This is a genomic window from Hyphomicrobium sp. LHD-15 (genome assembly GCF_031157355.1).
Lineage (GTDB): Bacteria > Pseudomonadota > Alphaproteobacteria > Rhizobiales > Hyphomicrobiaceae > Hyphomicrobium_C.
Map to the genome: position 1 here is coordinate 191,795 of NZ_JAVIFT010000003.1, position 17,899 is coordinate 209,693.

A 17,899-nucleotide genomic window follows, 5' to 3' on the forward strand; every position below is an offset into this window, starting at 1 on the left:
AAACCGACGGCGAACGAGGAAACCGATGACGAAGCAAAGCACCCTCGCGCACTTTGAAAAGCTAGCCGGCTCCATCGCATTGCCCGGCAAAGCCGTCATCGGCGGGCATAAGGTTGCAGCGGTCGGCGGCACGACGTTCGACAACGTCTCCCCACGCGACGGCCGCGTCCTCAATCAGGTTGCGGCGTGCGGCGCGGCGGACGTGGACATCGCTGTCGAGAGCGCCCGTACCGCCTTCGCGGACGGACGCTGGCGCAAGCTGTCGTACAAGGACAAGAAGCGGATCCTGTTCAAGCTCGCCGACCTGATGGAACGCGAGACCGAAACGCTGGCCCTGCTTGAAAGCCTCGACGTCGGCAAGCCGATTTCGAACACGCTATCGGCCGATATTCCGCAGGCGATCCGCACCACCCGCTACTACGCCGAAGCGCTCGACAAGATCTACGGCGAAGTAGGCCCCGAAACGCCGGACCGCTTCTCGTTCGCCGTCCACGAGCCGCTCGGCGTCATCGGCGCGATCGTGCCATGGAACTTCCCGCTTCACATGGCGATGTGGAAAGTGGCGCCCGCGCTTGCCATGGGCAATTCCGTGGTGCTGAAGCCCGCCGAGCAATCGCCGCTGACCGCCCTGAAACTCGGCGAGCTGGCGCTCGAAGCCGGCCTTCCCCCCGGCGTGCTCAACGTCGTGCCCGGCATGGGCAGCGAAGCCGGCAAGGCACTCGCTCTTCATAACGACGTCGACATGATCGCCTTCACCGGCTCTGGAGCCGTCGGCCGGCTGCTGATGCAGTACTCCGGCCAAAGCAACCTGAAGCGCGTGAGCCTGGAGCTCGGCGGCAAATCTCCGCACATCATCTTTGCCGATTGCCCCGATCTCGAAACCGCCGCCACGCATGCGGCATGGGGCATCTTCTACAATCAGGGCGAAGTCTGCACAGCCGCCTCGCGCCTGCTGGTTCACGAGAGCATTGCCGACGCCTTCGTCGACAAGCTGCTCGGTGTCGCTCGCACCATCGCAGCGGGCGATCCGCTCGACCCCGCCACCGTCTTCGGCGCGATGGTCTCGACCGAGCAGATGAAAACTGCGCTCCGCTACATCGACACCGCCAACAAGGAAGGCGGCGCGCTTCGCCTCGGCGGCAACCGCACGCGCATCGAAAGCGGCGGCTTCTACGTCGAACCGACGATATTCGACCACATCGCCCCCTCCGCCACCCTCGCCCGCGAGGAGGTCTTCGGTCCTGTGCTCGCCGTTACCCGCTTCAAAGGCGTCGAGGAAGCCCTGAAGCTCGCTAACGACACGCCGTTCGGGCTCGCGGCCGGCCTCTGGACGCGCGACGTCAGCCTCGCCCATCGGGCCGCGCGCGAGATTCGCGCCGGCCTCGTCTGGGTCAATGGCTGGGACAGCTGCGATATCACCATGCCATTCGGCGGCTTCAAGCAATCGGGCTTCGGCCGCGACCGCTCGCTCCACGCACTCCACAAATATGCCGACCTGAAATCGGTCTCCATCACGCTGGTCTGAAGGTGCCCCATGAACGTCTCTCCTCCCCGCTATCCGAGCGCAGCCCTCATCGGCGGCGAATGGGTCACGGCGCCGGACACGTTCCCGGTGCTTGATCCCGCAACCGGCGCCGAAATCGCCCGCGTCCCCAATCTCGGCGCGGCCGAAACCAAGCAGGCAATCGATGCCGCCGAAAAGGCGCTGCCGGCCTGGTCCGCCAAGACCGCCAAGGAGCGCGCGCAGATCCTGAAGCGCTGGTTCGATCTCGTGACCGCCGAAACCGAGCATCTCGCGCAGCTGATGACGGCCGAGCAGGGCAAGCCGTTGGCCGAAGCGCGTGGCGAGGTGGCTTACGGCGCCTCCTTCATCGAGTGGTTCGCTGAGGAAGGAAAACGCGCCTACGGCCGCACCATCCCGACCACGATGGCGGGCAAGCGTTACATCACCATCAAGCAGCCGATCGGTGTCGTCGCCGCCATCGCGCCATGGAACTTTCCGATCGCGATGATCACCCGCAAGGTCGCCCCGGCGCTCGCCGCGGGCTGCACCATTGTCGTCAAACCGGCCGAGGACACGCCGCTCTGCGCGCTTGCCATTGCCAAGCTCGCGCTCGATGCCGGCGTACCGCCCGGCGTGTTCAACATCGTAACCACCAACAATGCGCCGCCGGTCGGTACCGTGCTGTGCGAAGATCCGCGCGTACGCAAGCTCTCGTTCACCGGCTCGACGGAAGTCGGCAAGGCGCTCTACCGCCAGTGCGCGGGCACCGTGAAGAAACTCACGCTCGAGCTCGGCGGTAACGCACCGCTGCTGGTGTTCGACGATGCCGATCTGAAACAGGCCGTCACCGGCGCCATGGCCTCGAAGTATCGCAATGCCGGCCAAACCTGCGTCTGCGCCAACCGCGTCTTCGTCCAGTCCGGCATCTACGATCGTTTCGCCGAAGCGCTCGCCGCCGAGGTCAAGAAGCTCACGGTAGGTCCCGGCCGTGACGCAGGCGTCGTGATCGGTCCGCTCATCAACGCGGAAGCCGCCAAGAAAGTGGAAGGCCTCGTCCGCGATGCAGTGGGCAAGGGCGCCAAGGTCGTCGTCGGCGGCGCGCCCGCGCCGGCCGGTCCGCTGTTCTATCAGCCGTCCGTTCTCACCGGCGTCACCCCCGACATGACGATCGTGCACGAGGAGATTTTCGGCCCCGTCGCCGCCCTCATCCGATTCGAAACAGAAGAGGAAGCCATTCGCCTCGCCAACGACACGCCGTTTGGGTTGGCAGCCTATCTTTTCAGCCAGAACATCGGCCGAGCTTGGCGGGTTGCAGAAGCCCTTGACGCCGGCATGGTCGGCGTCAACGAAGGCATTTTCTCCAACGAAACCGTACCCTTCGGCGGTGTAAAGGAGAGCGGCCTCGGACGCGAAGGTGCTGCCGAAGGCCTCGATGAATACCTCGAGACCAAGTTCATCTGCCTCGGAGGCATCGCCGCATAACGAGGCAGCAAAACCCGCCAGTGACTATACTTTCCGCACACCGTTTTCACGAAGCCCGGTTATTGTCGTGTTGAGTGCATCCCGGAAAATCTGACTACTCCAAAACCCGTTCCCGGCGTTCACCCTAACACCTTAGGGATGGGAAACCGTTTTCCGGCAGGATGCGCGACAGGACAAGAACCTGTAGACCGTTCAGGATTCGGCACCTGAACGATCCGGCTTCTGAAAACGGGGAGTCACGAATGGCGAACGCGTTCGCTTCCAAGCTCAACCGGCGAACCAACCGCCGTTCGTTCCTGGCCGGCCTTGGCGCGGCCGCCGTCGGCCTCACCTTTACCCGAAACGCTCGCGCTTCCGAGGAAAAGAAGCTCAATTTCTACAATTGGGACACCTACATCGGAAACACGACGCTCGACGACTTCAAGAATGCCACCGGCATCGACGTCAACATGAGCCTCTACGCGACGAACGACGAACTGTTCGCCAAGCTCAGCTCCGGCAACTCCGGCTTCGACGTTGTTGTGCCCGGGAGCGAGTTCGTGGAGCCGATGATCGCAGCCGGCCTACTCGAGCCGCTGGACCACGCAAGAATTCCGAACATCAAGAATATCGACCCGACGTTCATCATCGACGCCCCGTATGACCCGGGCCGCGTCTACAGCCTCCCCTACACCTACCTCGTAATCGGCATCGGCTATCGAAAAAGCCGCGTGAAGAGCGTTCCCGATACGTGGAAAGTTCTGTTCGACTCGGATCAATACAAAAGCCGCATCGCGGTAGTGTCGGATGCCAGCGAGCTCTATCGCCATGTCTTCAAGTATCTCGGTGAATCCGCAAACAATCCGACCCCCGAGCTGATCAAAAGGGCCGAAAGAATTCTCGCGATGCAAAGGCCCTACATCAAATCCTTCCACGAGGACAACGGCCAGGACCTCCTGCTCTCCGGTGAGGTCGATCTCGTGATGGAGTACAACGGCGACATCGCTCAAATCATGGAAGAGGACGACGACATCGATTTCGTCGTGCCCAAGGAAGGCGCGCTGAAGCAGTCCGATACGCTTGCGATTCCGAAAGGCGCCCCGCATCCCGAGAACGCCCACGCCTTCATCAACTTCCTGCTCGACGCCAACGTCGGCAAGGACATCTTCACCACGATCAAGTTCCCCTCGCCCAACGCGGCCGCAACCGCGCTCATGCCCGAGAGCTACAGGAACAATCCCGTCATTTTCCCGCCGGCCGAAGTCATGGCGAAATGCGAATACCCGCGATACGCGGGGCAGGAAATTTCCCGCCTGTTTGACGAGAGCATGACGCGCCTGCGCACCGAATGATCCTGCCCGCCGCGGGGTCACATGAACGGCGGCGTACAGGCACTGATAATCACCGAGGCCGTCTTGCCGACGTTGCGGAACCGATGCGGGATGGTACTTTCGAAGTAGTACGCATCTCCAGGCCCCAGCACGCGCCGCTGGTCGCCGACCGTCAGCTCGATGTGGCCCGAAAGCACGAGCCCCCCCTCTTCGCCCTTGTGGGTCAGCATCGTGGCACCGGTATCGCCGCCCGGCTCGTAAACTTCGTGCAGGATCTGCAATGCCTTTTCCGGCCGCTCGCCGGCCACCACCATGAAGCGCACTTTCCCCTCGGTGAGCGCCACAAGCTCCTCCTTGAGGTAGAACACGCGCGGCGCCTCTGGTAGCGCAATCGAGAAGAACTCCGCGAACGAAAGCCCCAGCGCGTCGGTCAGGCGGTTCAGCGTCGCCACCGACGGACTGTGCTTGTTCTGCTCGATCATGCTGATCATGCCGTTCGTGACGCCGGCTTTCCCCGCAAGATCCCGCTGCGTGAACCCGCCCTTGATGCGAAGCGCTTTGAGGCGTGCTCCGACATCGACAGAGCTGCGCCCGTGCCCTGCGTCCCTGGAACGTTTGCGTCGTGCCATGCCGATCCGGCTCCACCTGTCGCGTTCGAAGCGAAAACCCTAGCACAAGGCGCCACTTTGAAACGACTACATTTGATCAATTTATTGATCGAACGAACACACAACTGCGACTTTAGGCGTGAAACACAGTGCTTGAACGGCCATAAGCTGTAGAGTAATTTGCGTCTGCAGCTCAAAATAATGAGCAAACCTGATGCGGCCGAGCGCTTCGCGCGCCGCCTCACAAGCTACGAAGGGTGAGACCGATGGCGACCTCAGCCGAACTTCACGCACGCCGCACCGCAGCCGTCCCTCGCGGCATCGGCCACGCCACCGCCATCTACGCCAAGCGCGCCGAAAACGCCGAGATCTGGAGCGAGGACGGCAAGCGCTACATCGACTTCGGAGCCGGCATCGCCGTCGTCAATACCGGCCATCAACACCCGCGTATTCTTGCGGCCGTCGCCGAGCAGATGAAGTCGTTCAGTCACGTCTGCTTCCAGGTTACGCCGCACGAGAACTACGTCTCGCTTGCCGAGCGCCTGAATGCCATCGCACCCGTCTCTGGGCCTGCGAAAACGATGCTGGCGTCCACCGGCGCCGAAGCCGTTGAGAATGCCGTCAAGGTCGCGCGCGCTTTCACGGGCCGCCCCGGCATCATCTCGTTCTCGGGCGGTTTCCACGGCCGCACCCATATGGGCATGGCCCTGACCGGCAAAGCCGTTCCCTACAAGAAGGGCTTCGGTCCGTTCCCGGCCGACATCTACAATGTCGCCTTCCCGAACCTCTATCACGGCACCTCGGTGGCCGAGAGCATCAAGGCGCTGAAGTCTCTCTTCAAGCACCAGGCCGACCCGTCGAGCATCGCCGGCATCATCATCGAGCCGGTGCAGGGCGAGGGCGGATTCAACATCGCGCCGCCTGATTTCCTCGCAGCCCTCCGCGCCATCTGCGACGAGCATGGCATCGTTCTCATTGCCGACGAAATCCAAACCGGCTTCGCGCGCACCGGCAAGATGTTCGCGCTCGATCACACCAGCGTAAAGGCCGATGTCGTGACGCTCGCGAAAGGCCTTGCTGGCGGCTTGCCGCTTTCGGCCATCACCGGCCGGGCCGACATCATGGACGCGTCCAACCCCGGCGGCCTCGGCGGCACCTACGCCGGCAACCCCGTAGCCTGCGCCGCGGCCCACACCGTGCTCGACATCATCAAGGACGAAAAGCTCTGCGAGCGCGCGACCGCAATCGGCGAGATCATCCTCGGCCGCTGTCGCGAGCTGGCCGCCCGCTCGAACCTCAACTGCATCGGCGACGTGCGCGGTGTCGGCGCCATGTGCGCGGTCGAGTTCGTGAAAGACACCAACAGCGGCGAACCGGCCCCCGAGCTTACCTCACAAGTGCTGAAGTCCGGCAACGAGCGCGGCCTGATCCTGCTCTCGTGCGGCACCTACGGCAATGTCATCCGCTTCCTGCCGCCACTGACCGCGAGCGATACACTGGTCAAGGAAGGCATGGATGTCTTCGAGGCGAGCCTGACCGAGGCCGTCAGCAAGCTTCAGTGACGGCGCCGCCAGCGTAACCACGCGATCGGCCCCACAACGCATCCGGCGCTCACGTTTCACCCGACGGGAACATCACACCCATGACCGTTCAGCTCAAGACCAACGACCTCGAAGCCTTCTTCATGCCGTTCACCGCAAACCGGCAGTTCAAGAAGGCGCCGCGCCTGCTCGCCTCCGCGAAGGACACCAACTATTTCACCGAAGACGGCCGCAAGGTTCTCGACGGCACATCTGGCCTCTGGTGCGTAAACGCCGGCCACTGCCGTCCCCGCATCGTAGAGGCCATCCAGAAGCAGGCCGCCGAATTGGATTTCGCCGGCACCTTCCAGATGGGCCACCCCAAGGCGTTCGAAGCCGCCTCCCGCCTCGTCAACATTGCGCCCAAGGGCTTCGACCACGTCTTCTTCACCAACTCGGGCTCCGAGTCGGTCGAGACCGCATTGAAGATCGCCCTCGCTTATCACCGCGCCAAGGGCAACGCCTCGAAGGTGCGCCTCATCGGCCGCGAGCGCGGCTATCATGGCGTGAACTTCGGCGGCACGTCGGTCGGCGGCATCTCACCCAACCGCAAGATGTTCGGCTCGCTTCTCGCGGGCGTCGATCATCTCCGCCACACCCACGATCTCGCCAAGAACGCCTTCTCGAAAGGCGAGCCCGAGCATGGCGCGGAGCTGGCCGACGATCTCGAGCGCCTCGTCGCGCTGCATGACGCCTCCACCATCGCCGCCGTCATCGTCGAGCCCGTCGCCTGCTCAACCGGCGTTCTGATCCCGCCCAAGGGTTACCTGAAGCGCCTCGAAGCCATCTGCCGCAAGCACGACATACTGCTTATTTTCGACGAGGTCATTACCGGCTTCGGCCGCCTCGGCACGCCGTTCGGCGCCGACTATTTCGATGTCTCGCCCGACATGATCACCGGCGCCAAGGGCGTCACCAACGGCACCATTCCGATGGGCGTCGTGTTCCTCAAGAGCCACCTCTACGAGGCCTTCGCCACCGGCCCGGAGAACATCATCGATCTCTTCCACGGCTACACCTACTCGGGCCACCCGATGGCCTCCGCCGCCGCGCTCGGCACCCTCGACACCTACCACGAGGAAGGCCTGCTGACGCGCGCAGCAAAGCTCGCCGCTTACTGGGAAGAGCGCCTGCACGCCTTGAAAGGGCTGCCGCACATCATCGACATCCGCAACATCGGCCTGATCGGCGCCATCGAGTTCGCGCCCATTGCCGACGCGCCCGCAAAGCGCGCCTACGATCGCTTCGTCAAATGCTTCGAGCGCGGCGTGCTTGTCCGCCAGACCGGCGACATCATCGCGCTCTCGCCGCCGCTCATCATCAAGGAGAGCGAGATCGATCATCTGTTCGACGTCGTCACCGAAGTCCTCAAGGAAGCCGACTGAAGGGTCCCATGCGCATCATCGAGAACGCCTTCGGCGGCAAGAAAGTCGCCTCCGCGTCGCCCCGCACGGCGAACGTCTTCAATCCGGCGACCGGCGAGGTCGTAGCCAAGCTCCCGCTCTCGACGCTGGACGAGATCAACGCCGTCGTCGCCGCTGCCAAGTCCGCCGCCGCGAGTTGGGGCGCGACGCCGCCGATGAAGCGCGTCGCGCCGATGTTCCGTTTCAAGGAGCTTCTGCAGAAGAACGCCGACGCCATCGCCCGCGCGATCTCGACCGAGCACGGCAAAACCCACCCCGACGCGTTGGGAGAGTTGCAGCGCGGAATTGAGGTCGTCGATTTCGCCTGCGGCATCCCTCATCTTCTGAAGGGCGAGTACAGCCGCAACATCGGCCCCGACATCGACAGCTGGTCCGATCGCCAGCCGCTCGGCGTCGTCGCCGGCATCACGCCGTTCAACTTCCCGGCCATGGTGCCGATGTGGATGTTCCCGGTCGCCGTCGCCTGCGGCAATACCTTCGTGCTGAAGCCATCCGAGCGCGATCCCTCCGCGCCGATGCTGATCTGGGAGCTGTTCCAGGAAGCGGGCTTCCCCGCCGGCGTGTTCAACGTCGTCCACGGCGACAAGACCGCGGTCGATGCGCTGCTCGATCACCCGGACGTCCGCGCCGTGAGCTTCGTCGGATCGACCCCGATCGCCGAATACGTCTACACGCGCGGCGCCGCAGCCGGTAAGCGCGTGCAGGCCCTGGGCGGCGCCAAGAACCACATGATCGTCATGCCCGACGCCGACATGGACAAAGCCGTCGATGCATTGATGGGCGCGGGCTACGGCTCGGCCGGCGAGCGCTGCATGGCGATCTCGGTTGCGGTCCCCGTCGGCCAGAAAACCGCTGATCGTCTGGTCGAAGCACTGGCGCCGCGTGTGCGCGCGCTCAAGGTCGCCCCTGCCACCGATCCGGAGTCCGAGATGGGCCCGGTCGTCACCGGCGAAGCCAAGCGCCGCATCACCGATCTCATCGGTGCGGGCATCACTGAAGGCGCAAAGCTTGTCGTCGACGGCCGCGATCTCGTGCTGCAGGGCTACGAGAACGGCTTCTTCCTCGGCGGCACGCTGTTCGATCACGTGACGCGCGACATGACGATCTACAAGCAGGAGATCTTCGGCCCCGTACTCTCGGTCGTCCGCGCCGAAAGCTACGATGAGGCCGCCGACCTCGTGAACAGCCACGAATACGGCAACGGCACCGCCATCTTCACCCGCGACGGCGATACCGCTCGCACCTTCGCCGACCGTATCGAGGTCGGCATGGTCGGCATCAACGTCCCGATCCCGGTACCGGTCGCCTATCATTCGTTCGGCGGCTGGAAGCGCTCGCTGTTCGGCGATCATGCCGTCTACGGCCCCGAGGGCGTGCGCTTCTACACGCGCATCAAGACCGTGACCGCCCGCTGGCCGACCGGCATCCGCTCCGGCGCCGAATTCAACTTCACCGGCCGGAACTGAGGCGGATGGCTTCGGCGCCGGATCTGAAGCATTGGACTCCGAGACCGCGCCCGGCCCGCTCGACGCTCGAAGGCCGTTTCGTGCGGCTGGAGCCGATCGATGCCGCGCGCCACGGCGATGATCTGTTCGAGATCTCGACGACGCCCGACGCGGCCGACCGCTTTCGCTACCTGCGCGAGGAGCCGCCCACGAGCCGGGCGGAATTCCAGGCTTGGCTCGAAAAGGTTGAGGCGAGCGAAGATCCGCTCTATTTCGCCGTCGTCGACAAGGCGTCGGGCAAGGCATCCGGCCGGCAGACTTTTCTGCGCATCGAGCCGGCTCATGGCTGCATCGAGATCGGCCACATCCTTTGGGGTCCGGCCATCGCCCGCAAGCCGGCCGCAACGGAAGCCCACTACCTGTTCCTGCGCCACGCCTTTGACGACCTCGGCTATCGCCGCTGGGAATGGAAGTGCAATAACCGCAACGACGCCTCGAAGCGGGCAGCGGAGCGGTTTGGGTTTAAGCCCGAAGGACTCTTCCGTCAGCACATGATCACCAAGGGCGAGAGCCGCGACACCGCATGGTATGCGATCATCGACAGCGAGTGGCCCAAGCTGAAGCGCGCCTACGAAGGCTGGCTCGATCCCACGAATTTCGACGGCCTCGGCCAACAGCGCCGCCGTCTGCAAGACCTCATCGCCACGGCGTGAGCAACCCGCGTCAGCGCCGATTTGCTCTCCTCCCCTGTCATCCTAGGCCTTGTGCCTAGGAACCAAATCTCAGCACGGGAAGGCTCCGTAGAAAAAAGAGCCGCAAACCCACGGACCATGGATCCTCGGGACAAGCCCGAGGATGACAATGGACGGGAAAAAGTGCCGCGCCGAGGCGGCTTTCCCAATCCGCCTCATCCCGCTAACGTCCCGCCCAAAACGTGAGGACGCCAAACCATGACCCACAAGACCGCAGCCTTCTTCGTTGCACCGCTTGCGCTTCTACTCGCAGCCGCTGCCCCTGCCCACGCCGCCACCTGCGGTAACGGCCCGGGCGGCTTCGGCTCGTGGCTCGCAAGCTTCAAGAAGCAGGCGGCCGCACAGGGCATCTCGGCGTCCTCCATCTCCGCCGGTCTCGCTGGCGTCTCCTATGATCCGCGCATCATCCGCCTCGACCGCAACCAGAAATCCTTCAAGCTGTCGTTCGAGCAGTTCTACGCCCGCCGCGTCGGCACCGCCCTCATCGGTCGCGCACGCGCCCGTCTCAAGACCCATCGCGCCACGTTCGACCGGGTCGAAAAGCAGTTTGGCGTGCCGCGCGAAATCGTCGTCGCCATCTGGGGCCTCGAAACCAACTTCGGCGCCGATACCAGCGGCAAGTTCTCGATCCTTCGCTCACTCGCAACGCTGGCTTACGATTGCCGCCGCTCGCCGTTCTTCACCGGCCAGTTGCTCGACGCCCTGCGCATCATCGACAACGCGCACATGTCGCCCGACGAGCTGCGCGGCGGCTGGGCCGGCGAAATCGGCCAGACCCAATTCCTGCCGACACCCTACGTCAAATACGCAGTGGATTTCGACGGCGACGGCAAAAAGGATTTGATCCACAGCGTGCCGGACATCCTCGCCTCCACCGCAAACTTCCTGAAGGGGCACGGCTGGCAGGCCGGGCAACCCTGGCATCCTGGCACCGCGAACTACGCCGTCATCAAGGACTGGAACCGAGCCGAGGTCTACCAGCGCACAATCTCGGTGATGGCCTCGAAGCTCGCTGGCCACTGAGCCCGTCTCAACCGCAAAACATCGCACAAGACCGAAATAAAAAGGACCGGCATGGAGCGTGATCCATGCCGGCCCAGTGGCTCGCAACCAGAACTTCGGAGGAAGCGCCGGCCTCGCATCGCACGGACGGACGTCCGCCGCGCGATGCGAGGCCAGTTTTTATGGCAGCGAGAAAACAGTCAGAGAGCCACCAAGCGCGGTGAACTGCTTGAGGCCGGAGTAGCCGCCGACAGCACCGAGGCCGTCCGTCGGCTTGTCGAGACCGGCCGCAAGGCCGATGCCCGCCCAGCCGCCGATGCCCGAATAGACGCCGACGAACTGCTTGCCCTTGTGCGCATAGGTGAACACGTTGCCGATGATCCCGGAGGGCGTCTTGAAGCGGAACAGCTCCTTGCCATCCTTCTGGTCCACGGCCTTGATGTAGCCTTCGAGCGTGCCGTAGAAGGCTAGCCCGCCGGCAGTCGTGAGTGCACCCGACCACACCGAGAACGGCTCATTGTTCGACCAGACGATCTTGCCCGTCGCATGATCCCAGGCGATGAAGTTGCCGAGATGGCTGTCGCCTTCAGGCGGGAACATCGAGAGCGTCGCGCCCACGTACGGCTGACCCGGCGTGTACGAAACCTTGAACGGCTCGTAGTCCATCGCGACGTGATTGGTCGGCACGTAGAACAGCTTTGTCAGCGGCGAGTAGGCGGCCGGCTGCTGATCCTTGGTACCGAGCGCCGCCGGAACGACGCCCTTCGTGTTCACGTCCGCGCCGTTGAGGAAGGTCGAATATTTCGCGACCACCTTCGGACGCCCGTAGGTCGCACTCTTCGGATCGAGATCGACACCCGTCGACCAGTTGACCGCCGGATCGTACTTCTCCGCAACGAGCGGAATGCCGGTCTTGCGATCGAGGGTATAGGCGAAGCCGTTGCGATCGAAATGCACGAGCACGTTGTGCTTCGATCCCTTGATGTCGACGTCGTCGACAAGGATCGACTCGTTGATGCCGTCATAGTCCCACTCGTCGAACGGCGTCAGCTGATAAGACCACGCCGCCACGCCCGTATCCACGTCACGCGCGATGATCGAGAGCGACCATTTCTGGTCGATGGCCTTGCCGTCGGGTCCCGCCCGCTGGGCCGGGTTCCACGTCGAAGGGTTGCCGGTGCCGTAATAGATCAGGTTGAGCTTGGGATCGAAGGAGTACCAGCCCCAGGTCGTGCCGCCGCCGATCTTCCACTGATCGCCGGTCCAGGTCTTGATCGAGCTGTCCTTGCCGACCGGCTTTCCAAGCGACGTGGTCTTTTCCGGATCGAACAGGATCTGATCGTCGGGTCCGACCGAATAGCCGCGCCACGCCCGCTTGCCGTCCTTGATGTTATAGGCGGTGATGTAGCCCTGCACGCCGAACTCGGCGCCCGAAATGCCGACGATCACCTTGTCTTTCGCGACAACCGGTGCACTGGTCGCGGTTTCGCCGCGCTTGGTGTCGCCGTTGACGACCTTCCAGACTTCCTTGCCGGTCTTCGCATCGAGCGCGACCAGCGCCGTATCGGCCTGATAGAGGAAGATCTTTCCATCCGCATAGGCCACACCGCGATTGACGGTGTCGCAGCACATGATGGCAATGACGGACGGATCCTGCTTGGGCTCGTACTTCCAGATGATCTTCTGCTCGTCATCGAGATTGAGGGCGAACACCGTGTTCGGGAACGGAGCGTGCAGATAGAGCGTGCTGCCGACCACCAGTGGAGAGCCCTCATGTCCGCGCAGAACGCCCGTAGAGAACGTCCACGCAACCTTGAGATCCTTCACGTTCGAGGTGTTGATCTGGTCGAGTTTCGAATAGCGAGTGAGCGCATAGTCGCCGTTCTGCTGCGCCCAGTTGTTGGGGTCGTCCGATAGCTTCTGAACTTCGTCGTTCGCCAATGCCGGGGCCGATAGCAAAACCGTTCCCAGCAAGGCAGCCGCAATTGAGCTGCGTTGCATGTTTTATTTCCTCCTTCTATTCCCGCTGCCGCTTCGCCATGTCGCGGATCGGGAAGAAAAGGAAATCACATCGGGATACATTCCCTAACGAAGATGAGATGCAAATCTATGCAGCCCCGCACGCCTTTGATTATGCGAATTCGTGCTGCCGTCATTTGAGAAGACGCCACAAGCATCGCAGAGGCGCACAAGCGAGCACGGCACGTTGTGTGCGCTATCGCGGATCTTCCTCCGTGTTGAGCATGCCGGTGAAGCCCGTGATGGCGAGCGAGGTCAGCACCAGACCCAGGATCATTTCCAGCACCGAGAGCATGTAAAGCAGAACGCCCGCCGTTATCGTGAGACGCGGTCCTCCGTTGCCGTCCCCTGTGGCGAGCCACTCCGGCGCCGGGATTTCCACCAGCGGCTTATAGCCAAGCCGCGGCCGCCAATGCCCCTCGAAGCCGAAATCGACGAACGGCACAAATAGATCAAACGAATAGGCAAGCGGTGCAAACGGCGGATAGTTGGCCTCGGACTTCGCGTCGTTCTGGCCGAAGTTGCCCTTGAGCGCCATGACGAACACCTGCTCGTCCTTGCAGTCGCGCTGGCTGCACCCCTGTGCCGCAAACGACCAGATCGCGCCGAACGTCAGTACGAACACAGCCATCCAGATCACCGTGCGCCACGGGTTGAATCCGTAAAGCGCGAACACGTCGAGACACCAATTCTGGAGCCGCTGAAGCCGCCCGACCGAAACACTGCGGCGTTGGCGGCGGCGGCGCGCGATGGCGATCTCGCGCGCCTCGTCCTGATAGCCTTGCGCCGCGAGCCGCCGCGAAAGTTGCATCCACGCCTGCGGCTTGAAATGGCGATCGAGGTCGGTTGCGCTTTGCCCTTCGAGCCAGCGCGAACGCATCAGCGCGGCGTTGCGCTCGCCCTTGGCCTTCGGATCGTCGTCGCCCGGTTGCCCGGCGGGATGCTCCAAATGCTCGTAACGGAAGCCGTCGAGCACGAGATGATCGATGTCGCGGCCGTCAGAAGTGCGCCCTCGCTTCTCGGAGCCTTTGCCACGCGCCGGCGGCGGCCACGCCTGGGCCGCATCCTCGTAGCTGCCCACGTGTGCCCGCGAGAGATCGATGATGCCACGCGGCCGGTCAGCGGCCGCATGCGGCATGACGAGCCGGTCGGCGCGCGCATCGACAAGGCTGATTGCAAGCTCGTCGTAGCGCTGATCGAGCACCGGATCGTAGTTGCTGGCGTGGGGCGCATCGCCCCGTGCAAGCTTGGCCGAGACAATCTGGCTGCCGCTGAAATCGATCGTTCCGTCCACTTGCGCGTGATCGAGCGCGATCGCGCCCGTCGCCTGGAAACCGCCGTCGAGCACGAGTTCGCGTGCGATGCGCACGCCGTTGGCGAACAAAGCCGGCCCGCTTGTAACGAAAATCTTCGTATCGCGCAGCCGCAGCTCGTTACCGACGCGCGCCGCAGGCAGCCGCACGAGACCGCGGATCTGCGCCCGTCCCATGAACCACCCGCCCTGGATCTGCGCGCCGTCAGCGCGGATCGCGAGATCGCCGCCCCCTTCGATCTGGCTCGCCGTGAATCCGATCTGCCCTTCGATCTGCGCGCCCGCGAAGCGAATGCTGCCCTTGATCTTGCCGTTCCGCATGATCCAGTTGCCGCCGAGATGCAGCACATCCGCCTCGATGGCCCGTCCGGGACCATCAATGGTCACGTCGTTGGCGTGAATGCCCTGGCTGATGCGCGCGCCTGCTAGCGACACACCGCCCGTAAGCGTCGCGCCGGCGAGGTTGACGCCCTGATCGACGATCAGCCCCGCGCCCGCCAGCGCCCAGTCGGTGCCCGAGCCGGAGATCTCCGCGCCGCGAACGGAAAGCTCTCCGCCGATCCGCGTGCGCCCGAGCAGAACGCCGCCGACGATCCGCGCCCCGTCGAGAATGACGTCGCTGCCGATGTCCGCGCCCCGCGCGTTCAATGCTTCGCCTGGCGCCGTGATCGCGATGTTCTGCGCATCGATGGCCTTGATCGCGAGGCCGCGCACGCGCACCGCGCCTCTGATCTTGGCCCGGCGCAAAATCCAGGCGCCCTCGCCCATCGCCCCATCGCCGTTGATTGCGACCGTAGGCGAGCCGAGCTCCGCCTCCTCCCAAAGCAGGCCGCCACCGATCCGCGCGCCGGCGAACCGCGTTTCGCCCGAAACTTTTGCCGCCCGCAGAATCCACGGGCCTCCAAGCTTGAGTCCATCCGCCAGGATCGCCGTATCCGAGCCGTTGCTGATCGTCGAAGCATCCATCGCCAGCGCTTCACCGATCGAGGCGCCGCGCAACCGCACGAGCCCGGTGACGGTCGAGGTCGTGAGAAAGAACGCGCTTTCGATGAAGCACCGGTCCGCCTTGATCGCGCCGTTGACGGTGCATTCGTAGAGCGCGATGCGCTTCAGACGCGCGTCGCGCAGGCTCAGCGCCGAACGCTCTCCCGCAGCCGGCGTGAAGCGGCAGCGTAGGAACACGATCGGCTTGTCGACGGTGGAGCCTTCGAGATCGAGCGATCCTTCGATCGTCGCATCGTGGATGGTAAGGCCCGCGAACGGCACCACCCAGTCGGACCGGCTTTCGGTTGCGAGCGCGCGCAGCACGGACGCACGAACGGTCTGTCCGCCCATCTCGGCGCGCCGCCCCTTCAGGATCGCTTGCACGAGCTGTTGCTCGGCCTGCGAAAGATCCATCTCGGCCACCGGTGCCAGATCCTGCATCGTTCCCCCCATTCCAGCGCGGCGCGATACTGGTTGGCAATTGTGAGAGCCGCAAGGCACATCTCAAATGCCGGAGCACCAAAGAAAAAAGCCGGCCCGCGGGGGACGGGCCGGCTGGGAGTGCCGCTTGGATGTCGGGATCGGTGAGCCGATCACAGGCACTCCGGGAGGCGGGCGCGTGGGTGTTCACGGGGGGAGGACGCGCCCGAATTGAGTGGTTTCTCGCCTTCCTACCTTAAGGCCACCTTAAGCCGCCGCGACCGGCCGCGCCTTGGCGTCGTCCAGGCGATCGAAGCCCAGCGAAGCCGCCACCGCCTGATGCATGATCCGCCCGCCCTTGACGTTGAGCCCGGCCGCCAGATGCGGATCGCGATCGAATGCCGCGAGGCCCTTGTCGGCGAGCTTGAGGACGAACGGCAGCGTCGCATTGTTGAGGGCCTGCGCCGAGGTGACCGGCACTGCGCCCGGCATGTTCGCGACGCAGTAGTGGATGATGCCATCCACCTCGAACGTCGGATTGGCGTGCGTCGTCGGCCGCGAGGTCTCGAAGCAACCGCCCTGGTCGATCGAAACATCGACCAGCACCGCGCCGCGCTTCATCGACTTCAGCATCGCTCGCGAAACGAGCTTCGGCGCACTCGCGCCCGCAACGAGCACCGCTCCGACCACGACGTCCGCATCCAGCACCGCTTCTTCGATCGCATGCATCGTCGACGCCAACGTCTGCACGCGGCCCTCGAACAGCTCATCGAGCTGGCGCAGGCGCGGCAGCGACTTGTCGATAATGGTGACGTCTGCACCAAGCCCTGCCGCCATACGTGCCGCGTGCGTGCCCACGACGCCGCCGCCGAGTACGACGACCTTGGCCGGACGCACGCCAGGCACGCCGCCCATGAGAACACCACGCCCGCCGGTCGGGCGGCGCAAGGCAATCGCAGCAGCCTCGATCGAGAGACGACCCGCTACCTCGCTCATCGGCGCCAGCAGCGGCAGCGCACCCGAGGCGTCGGTCACTGTTTCATAGGCGATCGCCGTCGCGCCGGAGGCGAGCAGCCCGCGTGCCTGCTCCGGATCCGGAGCCAGATGCAAATAGGTGAACAGGATCTGGTGCGGCTTGAGACGCTGGTACTCGACCGCCTGCGGCTCCTTCACCTTGACGATCATCTCAGCCATGTCGAACACCGCTTCGGCGGTCGGCAGGATCTTGGCGCCTGCTCGCTCGTAGGTGGCATCATCGGCGAAGATACCGCCACCGGCGCCGGACTGAATGAACACCTCGTGCCCCCGCGCGGAGAGTTCCCGCACCGATCCCGGCACCAATCCGACGCGGAACTCGTTGCTTTTGATCTCAGTCGGCACACCGATGCGCATGAAAGCCTCCTTGGGGCGGCGCAATTCAAATGACAGATAGAAGTTTACCAAACATCCGACATCAGAACTCCGCAAATTTCGTTGAACGGGAGCCGATTAGCGCAGATAATCTGCGCAGATCATAAGTTTTTCGCAGAAATCAAATGCCTCAGAACCTCGACGCGCTCGATCGCGCCATTGTCGCAGCTCTTCTCGAAGATGGCAGGTTGAGCCAGGTCCAGCTTTCCGAGCGCATTCCGCTCTCGCCGACCGCCATCGCCCGCCGCATTCGCGCCCTCGAACAGGGCGGCATCATCCAAGGCTACCAGGCCCGTATCGACCGCAAGGCGATGGGCCTGGAAATCACCGTCCATGTCTTCATCAGCCTGCAAAACCAGAGCGAGCAGCAACTCGAAAGCTTCGAGACAGCCGTCCTTGCCGCGCCATCCGTGATCCGCTGCCAGATGATGTCGGGCGAAGACGACTACCTGCTGACGGTCCACGCACGGGACCTTTCCGATTTCGAGCGCATCCACAAGCAAGAGCTGTCGCGGCTGCCTGGCGTCACCCGGCTCCGCTCGAGCTTTGTGCTGCGCGACGTCAAATCCCGGCCGATCCCGGCGTCCGTTCTCCTTGGCACGTGAGAGCCCGCCACGGCGCTTCCGAGGTCGCCTCTCGCGAGGAAA

At 63.9% G+C, this 17,899-nt stretch carries 13 protein-coding genes; 9 read left to right on the forward strand and 4 right to left on the reverse strand.

What is annotated here, in order from left to right; all coding sequences use genetic code 11:
* Positions 1 to 25 precede the first annotated feature (25 nt).
* The 3 genes from RCO24_RS12990 to RCO24_RS13000 all read left to right on the forward strand — a co-directional run bounded on the left by RCO24_RS12990 (position 26) and on the right by RCO24_RS13000 (position 4,317).
* Positions 26 to 1,525 (forward strand): aldehyde dehydrogenase, encoded by a 1,500-nt coding sequence (locus RCO24_RS12990; RefSeq protein ID WP_308962659.1) that lies wholly within the window; start codon positions 26 to 28, stop codon positions 1,523 to 1,525.
* 9 nt (positions 1,526 to 1,534) lie between these two features.
* Positions 1,535 to 2,986: an NAD-dependent succinate-semialdehyde dehydrogenase gene (locus RCO24_RS12995; protein ID WP_308962661.1), complete on the forward strand. Its 1,452-nt coding sequence runs from the start codon at positions 1,535 to 1,537 to the stop codon at positions 2,984 to 2,986.
* A 242-nt stretch (positions 2,987 to 3,228) separates the two neighbouring features.
* Positions 3,229 to 4,317, forward strand: coding sequence for a spermidine/putrescine ABC transporter substrate-binding protein (locus RCO24_RS13000; RefSeq protein ID WP_308962663.1), 1,089 nt, complete (start codon positions 3,229 to 3,231; stop codon positions 4,315 to 4,317).
* Between the two features lie 17 nt (positions 4,318 to 4,334).
* Here RCO24_RS13000 and RCO24_RS13005 read toward each other — a convergent pair whose 3' ends face one another.
* Positions 4,335 to 4,925 carry a cupin domain-containing protein gene (locus tag RCO24_RS13005; RefSeq protein ID WP_308962664.1) on the reverse strand — a complete coding sequence of 197 codons (591 nt, stop codon included), beginning with the start codon at positions 4,923 to 4,925 and terminating at the stop codon, positions 4,335 to 4,337.
* A 245-nt stretch (positions 4,926 to 5,170) separates the two neighbouring features.
* On the opposite strand from RCO24_RS13005, the gene gabT reads away from it, so the two are divergent.
* From gabT to RCO24_RS13030, 5 genes are all read left to right on the forward strand, one after another.
* Positions 5,171 to 6,466 carry a 4-aminobutyrate--2-oxoglutarate transaminase gene (gene gabT, locus RCO24_RS13010; RefSeq protein WP_308962666.1) on the forward strand — a complete coding sequence of 432 codons (1,296 nt, stop codon included), beginning with the start codon at positions 5,171 to 5,173 and terminating at the stop codon, positions 6,464 to 6,466.
* 80 nt (positions 6,467 to 6,546) lie between these two features.
* Complete coding sequence (locus RCO24_RS13015; RefSeq protein WP_308962667.1) at positions 6,547 to 7,869, forward strand: aspartate aminotransferase family protein; 1,323 nt, start codon at positions 6,547 to 6,549, stop codon at positions 7,867 to 7,869.
* Between the two features lie 8 nt (positions 7,870 to 7,877).
* Positions 7,878 to 9,374, forward strand: a complete 1,497-nt coding sequence (locus RCO24_RS13020) for a CoA-acylating methylmalonate-semialdehyde dehydrogenase (protein WP_308962668.1) — start codon at positions 7,878 to 7,880, stop codon at positions 9,372 to 9,374.
* Between the two features lie 5 nt (positions 9,375 to 9,379).
* Positions 9,380 to 10,066, forward strand: coding sequence for a GNAT family protein (locus RCO24_RS13025; protein ID WP_308962669.1), 687 nt, complete (start codon positions 9,380 to 9,382; stop codon positions 10,064 to 10,066).
* 237 nt (positions 10,067 to 10,303) lie between these two features.
* Entirely contained in the window at positions 10,304 to 11,128 is an 825-nt protein-coding gene (locus RCO24_RS13030; RefSeq protein WP_308962670.1) for a lytic murein transglycosylase, read from the forward strand.
* A 159-nt stretch (positions 11,129 to 11,287) separates the two neighbouring features.
* On the opposite strand, the gene RCO24_RS13035 is transcribed toward RCO24_RS13030, so the two are convergent.
* The 3 genes from RCO24_RS13035 to ald all read right to left on the reverse strand — a co-directional run bounded on the left by RCO24_RS13035 (position 11,288) and on the right by ald (position 17,234).
* Positions 11,288 to 13,108 carry a methanol/ethanol family PQQ-dependent dehydrogenase gene (locus RCO24_RS13035; protein WP_308962671.1) on the reverse strand — a complete coding sequence of 607 codons (1,821 nt, stop codon included), beginning with the start codon at positions 13,106 to 13,108 and terminating at the stop codon, positions 11,288 to 11,290.
* 214 nt (positions 13,109 to 13,322) lie between these two features.
* Positions 13,323 to 15,863, reverse strand: a complete 2,541-nt coding sequence (locus tag RCO24_RS13040; RefSeq protein WP_308962672.1) for a hypothetical protein — start codon at positions 15,861 to 15,863, stop codon at positions 13,323 to 13,325.
* A 246-nt stretch (positions 15,864 to 16,109) separates the two neighbouring features.
* Positions 16,110 to 17,234 (reverse strand): alanine dehydrogenase, encoded by a 1,125-nt coding sequence (gene ald, locus RCO24_RS13045; protein WP_308962673.1) that lies wholly within the window; start codon positions 17,232 to 17,234, stop codon positions 16,110 to 16,112.
* Between the two features lie 143 nt (positions 17,235 to 17,377).
* Between ald and RCO24_RS13050 the strand changes: the two genes are divergently transcribed.
* A complete protein-coding gene (locus RCO24_RS13050; protein ID WP_308962674.1) occupies positions 17,378 to 17,857 on the forward strand; it encodes an Lrp/AsnC family transcriptional regulator in 480 nt (159 codons plus the stop codon).
* Positions 17,858 to 17,899: the final 42 nt, after the last annotated feature.

What these genes read in the sequence shown, in the direction of transcription:
- ald (WP_308962673.1), bottom strand. Translation starts at nt 17,234, where the DNA reads ATGCGCATCGGTGTGCCGACTGAGATCAAAAGCAACGAGTTCCGCGTC.
- RCO24_RS13040 (WP_308962672.1), bottom strand. Translation starts at nt 15,863, where the DNA reads ATGCAGGATCTGGCACCGGTGGCCGAGATGGATCTTTCGCAGGCCGAG.
- RCO24_RS13035 (WP_308962671.1), bottom strand. Translation starts at nt 13,108, where the DNA reads ATGCAACGCAGCTCAATTGCGGCTGCCTTGCTGGGAACGGTTTTGCTA.
- RCO24_RS12990 (WP_308962659.1), top strand. Translation starts at nt 26, where the DNA reads ATGACGAAGCAAAGCACCCTCGCGCACTTTGAAAAGCTAGCCGGCTCC.
- RCO24_RS13005 (WP_308962664.1), bottom strand. Translation starts at nt 4,925, where the DNA reads ATGGCACGACGCAAACGTTCCAGGGACGCAGGGCACGGGCGCAGCTCT.
- RCO24_RS13030 (WP_308962670.1), top strand. Translation starts at nt 10,304, where the DNA reads ATGACCCACAAGACCGCAGCCTTCTTCGTTGCACCGCTTGCGCTTCTA.
- gabT (WP_308962666.1), top strand. Translation starts at nt 5,171, where the DNA reads ATGGCGACCTCAGCCGAACTTCACGCACGCCGCACCGCAGCCGTCCCT.
- RCO24_RS12995 (WP_308962661.1), top strand. Translation starts at nt 1,535, where the DNA reads ATGAACGTCTCTCCTCCCCGCTATCCGAGCGCAGCCCTCATCGGCGGC.
- RCO24_RS13050 (WP_308962674.1), top strand. Translation starts at nt 17,378, where the DNA reads ATGCCTCAGAACCTCGACGCGCTCGATCGCGCCATTGTCGCAGCTCTT.
- RCO24_RS13015 (WP_308962667.1), top strand. Translation starts at nt 6,547, where the DNA reads ATGACCGTTCAGCTCAAGACCAACGACCTCGAAGCCTTCTTCATGCCG.
- RCO24_RS13000 (WP_308962663.1), top strand. Translation starts at nt 3,229, where the DNA reads ATGGCGAACGCGTTCGCTTCCAAGCTCAACCGGCGAACCAACCGCCGT.
- RCO24_RS13020 (WP_308962668.1), top strand. Translation starts at nt 7,878, where the DNA reads ATGCGCATCATCGAGAACGCCTTCGGCGGCAAGAAAGTCGCCTCCGCG.
- RCO24_RS13025 (WP_308962669.1), top strand. Translation starts at nt 9,380, where the DNA reads ATGGCTTCGGCGCCGGATCTGAAGCATTGGACTCCGAGACCGCGCCCG.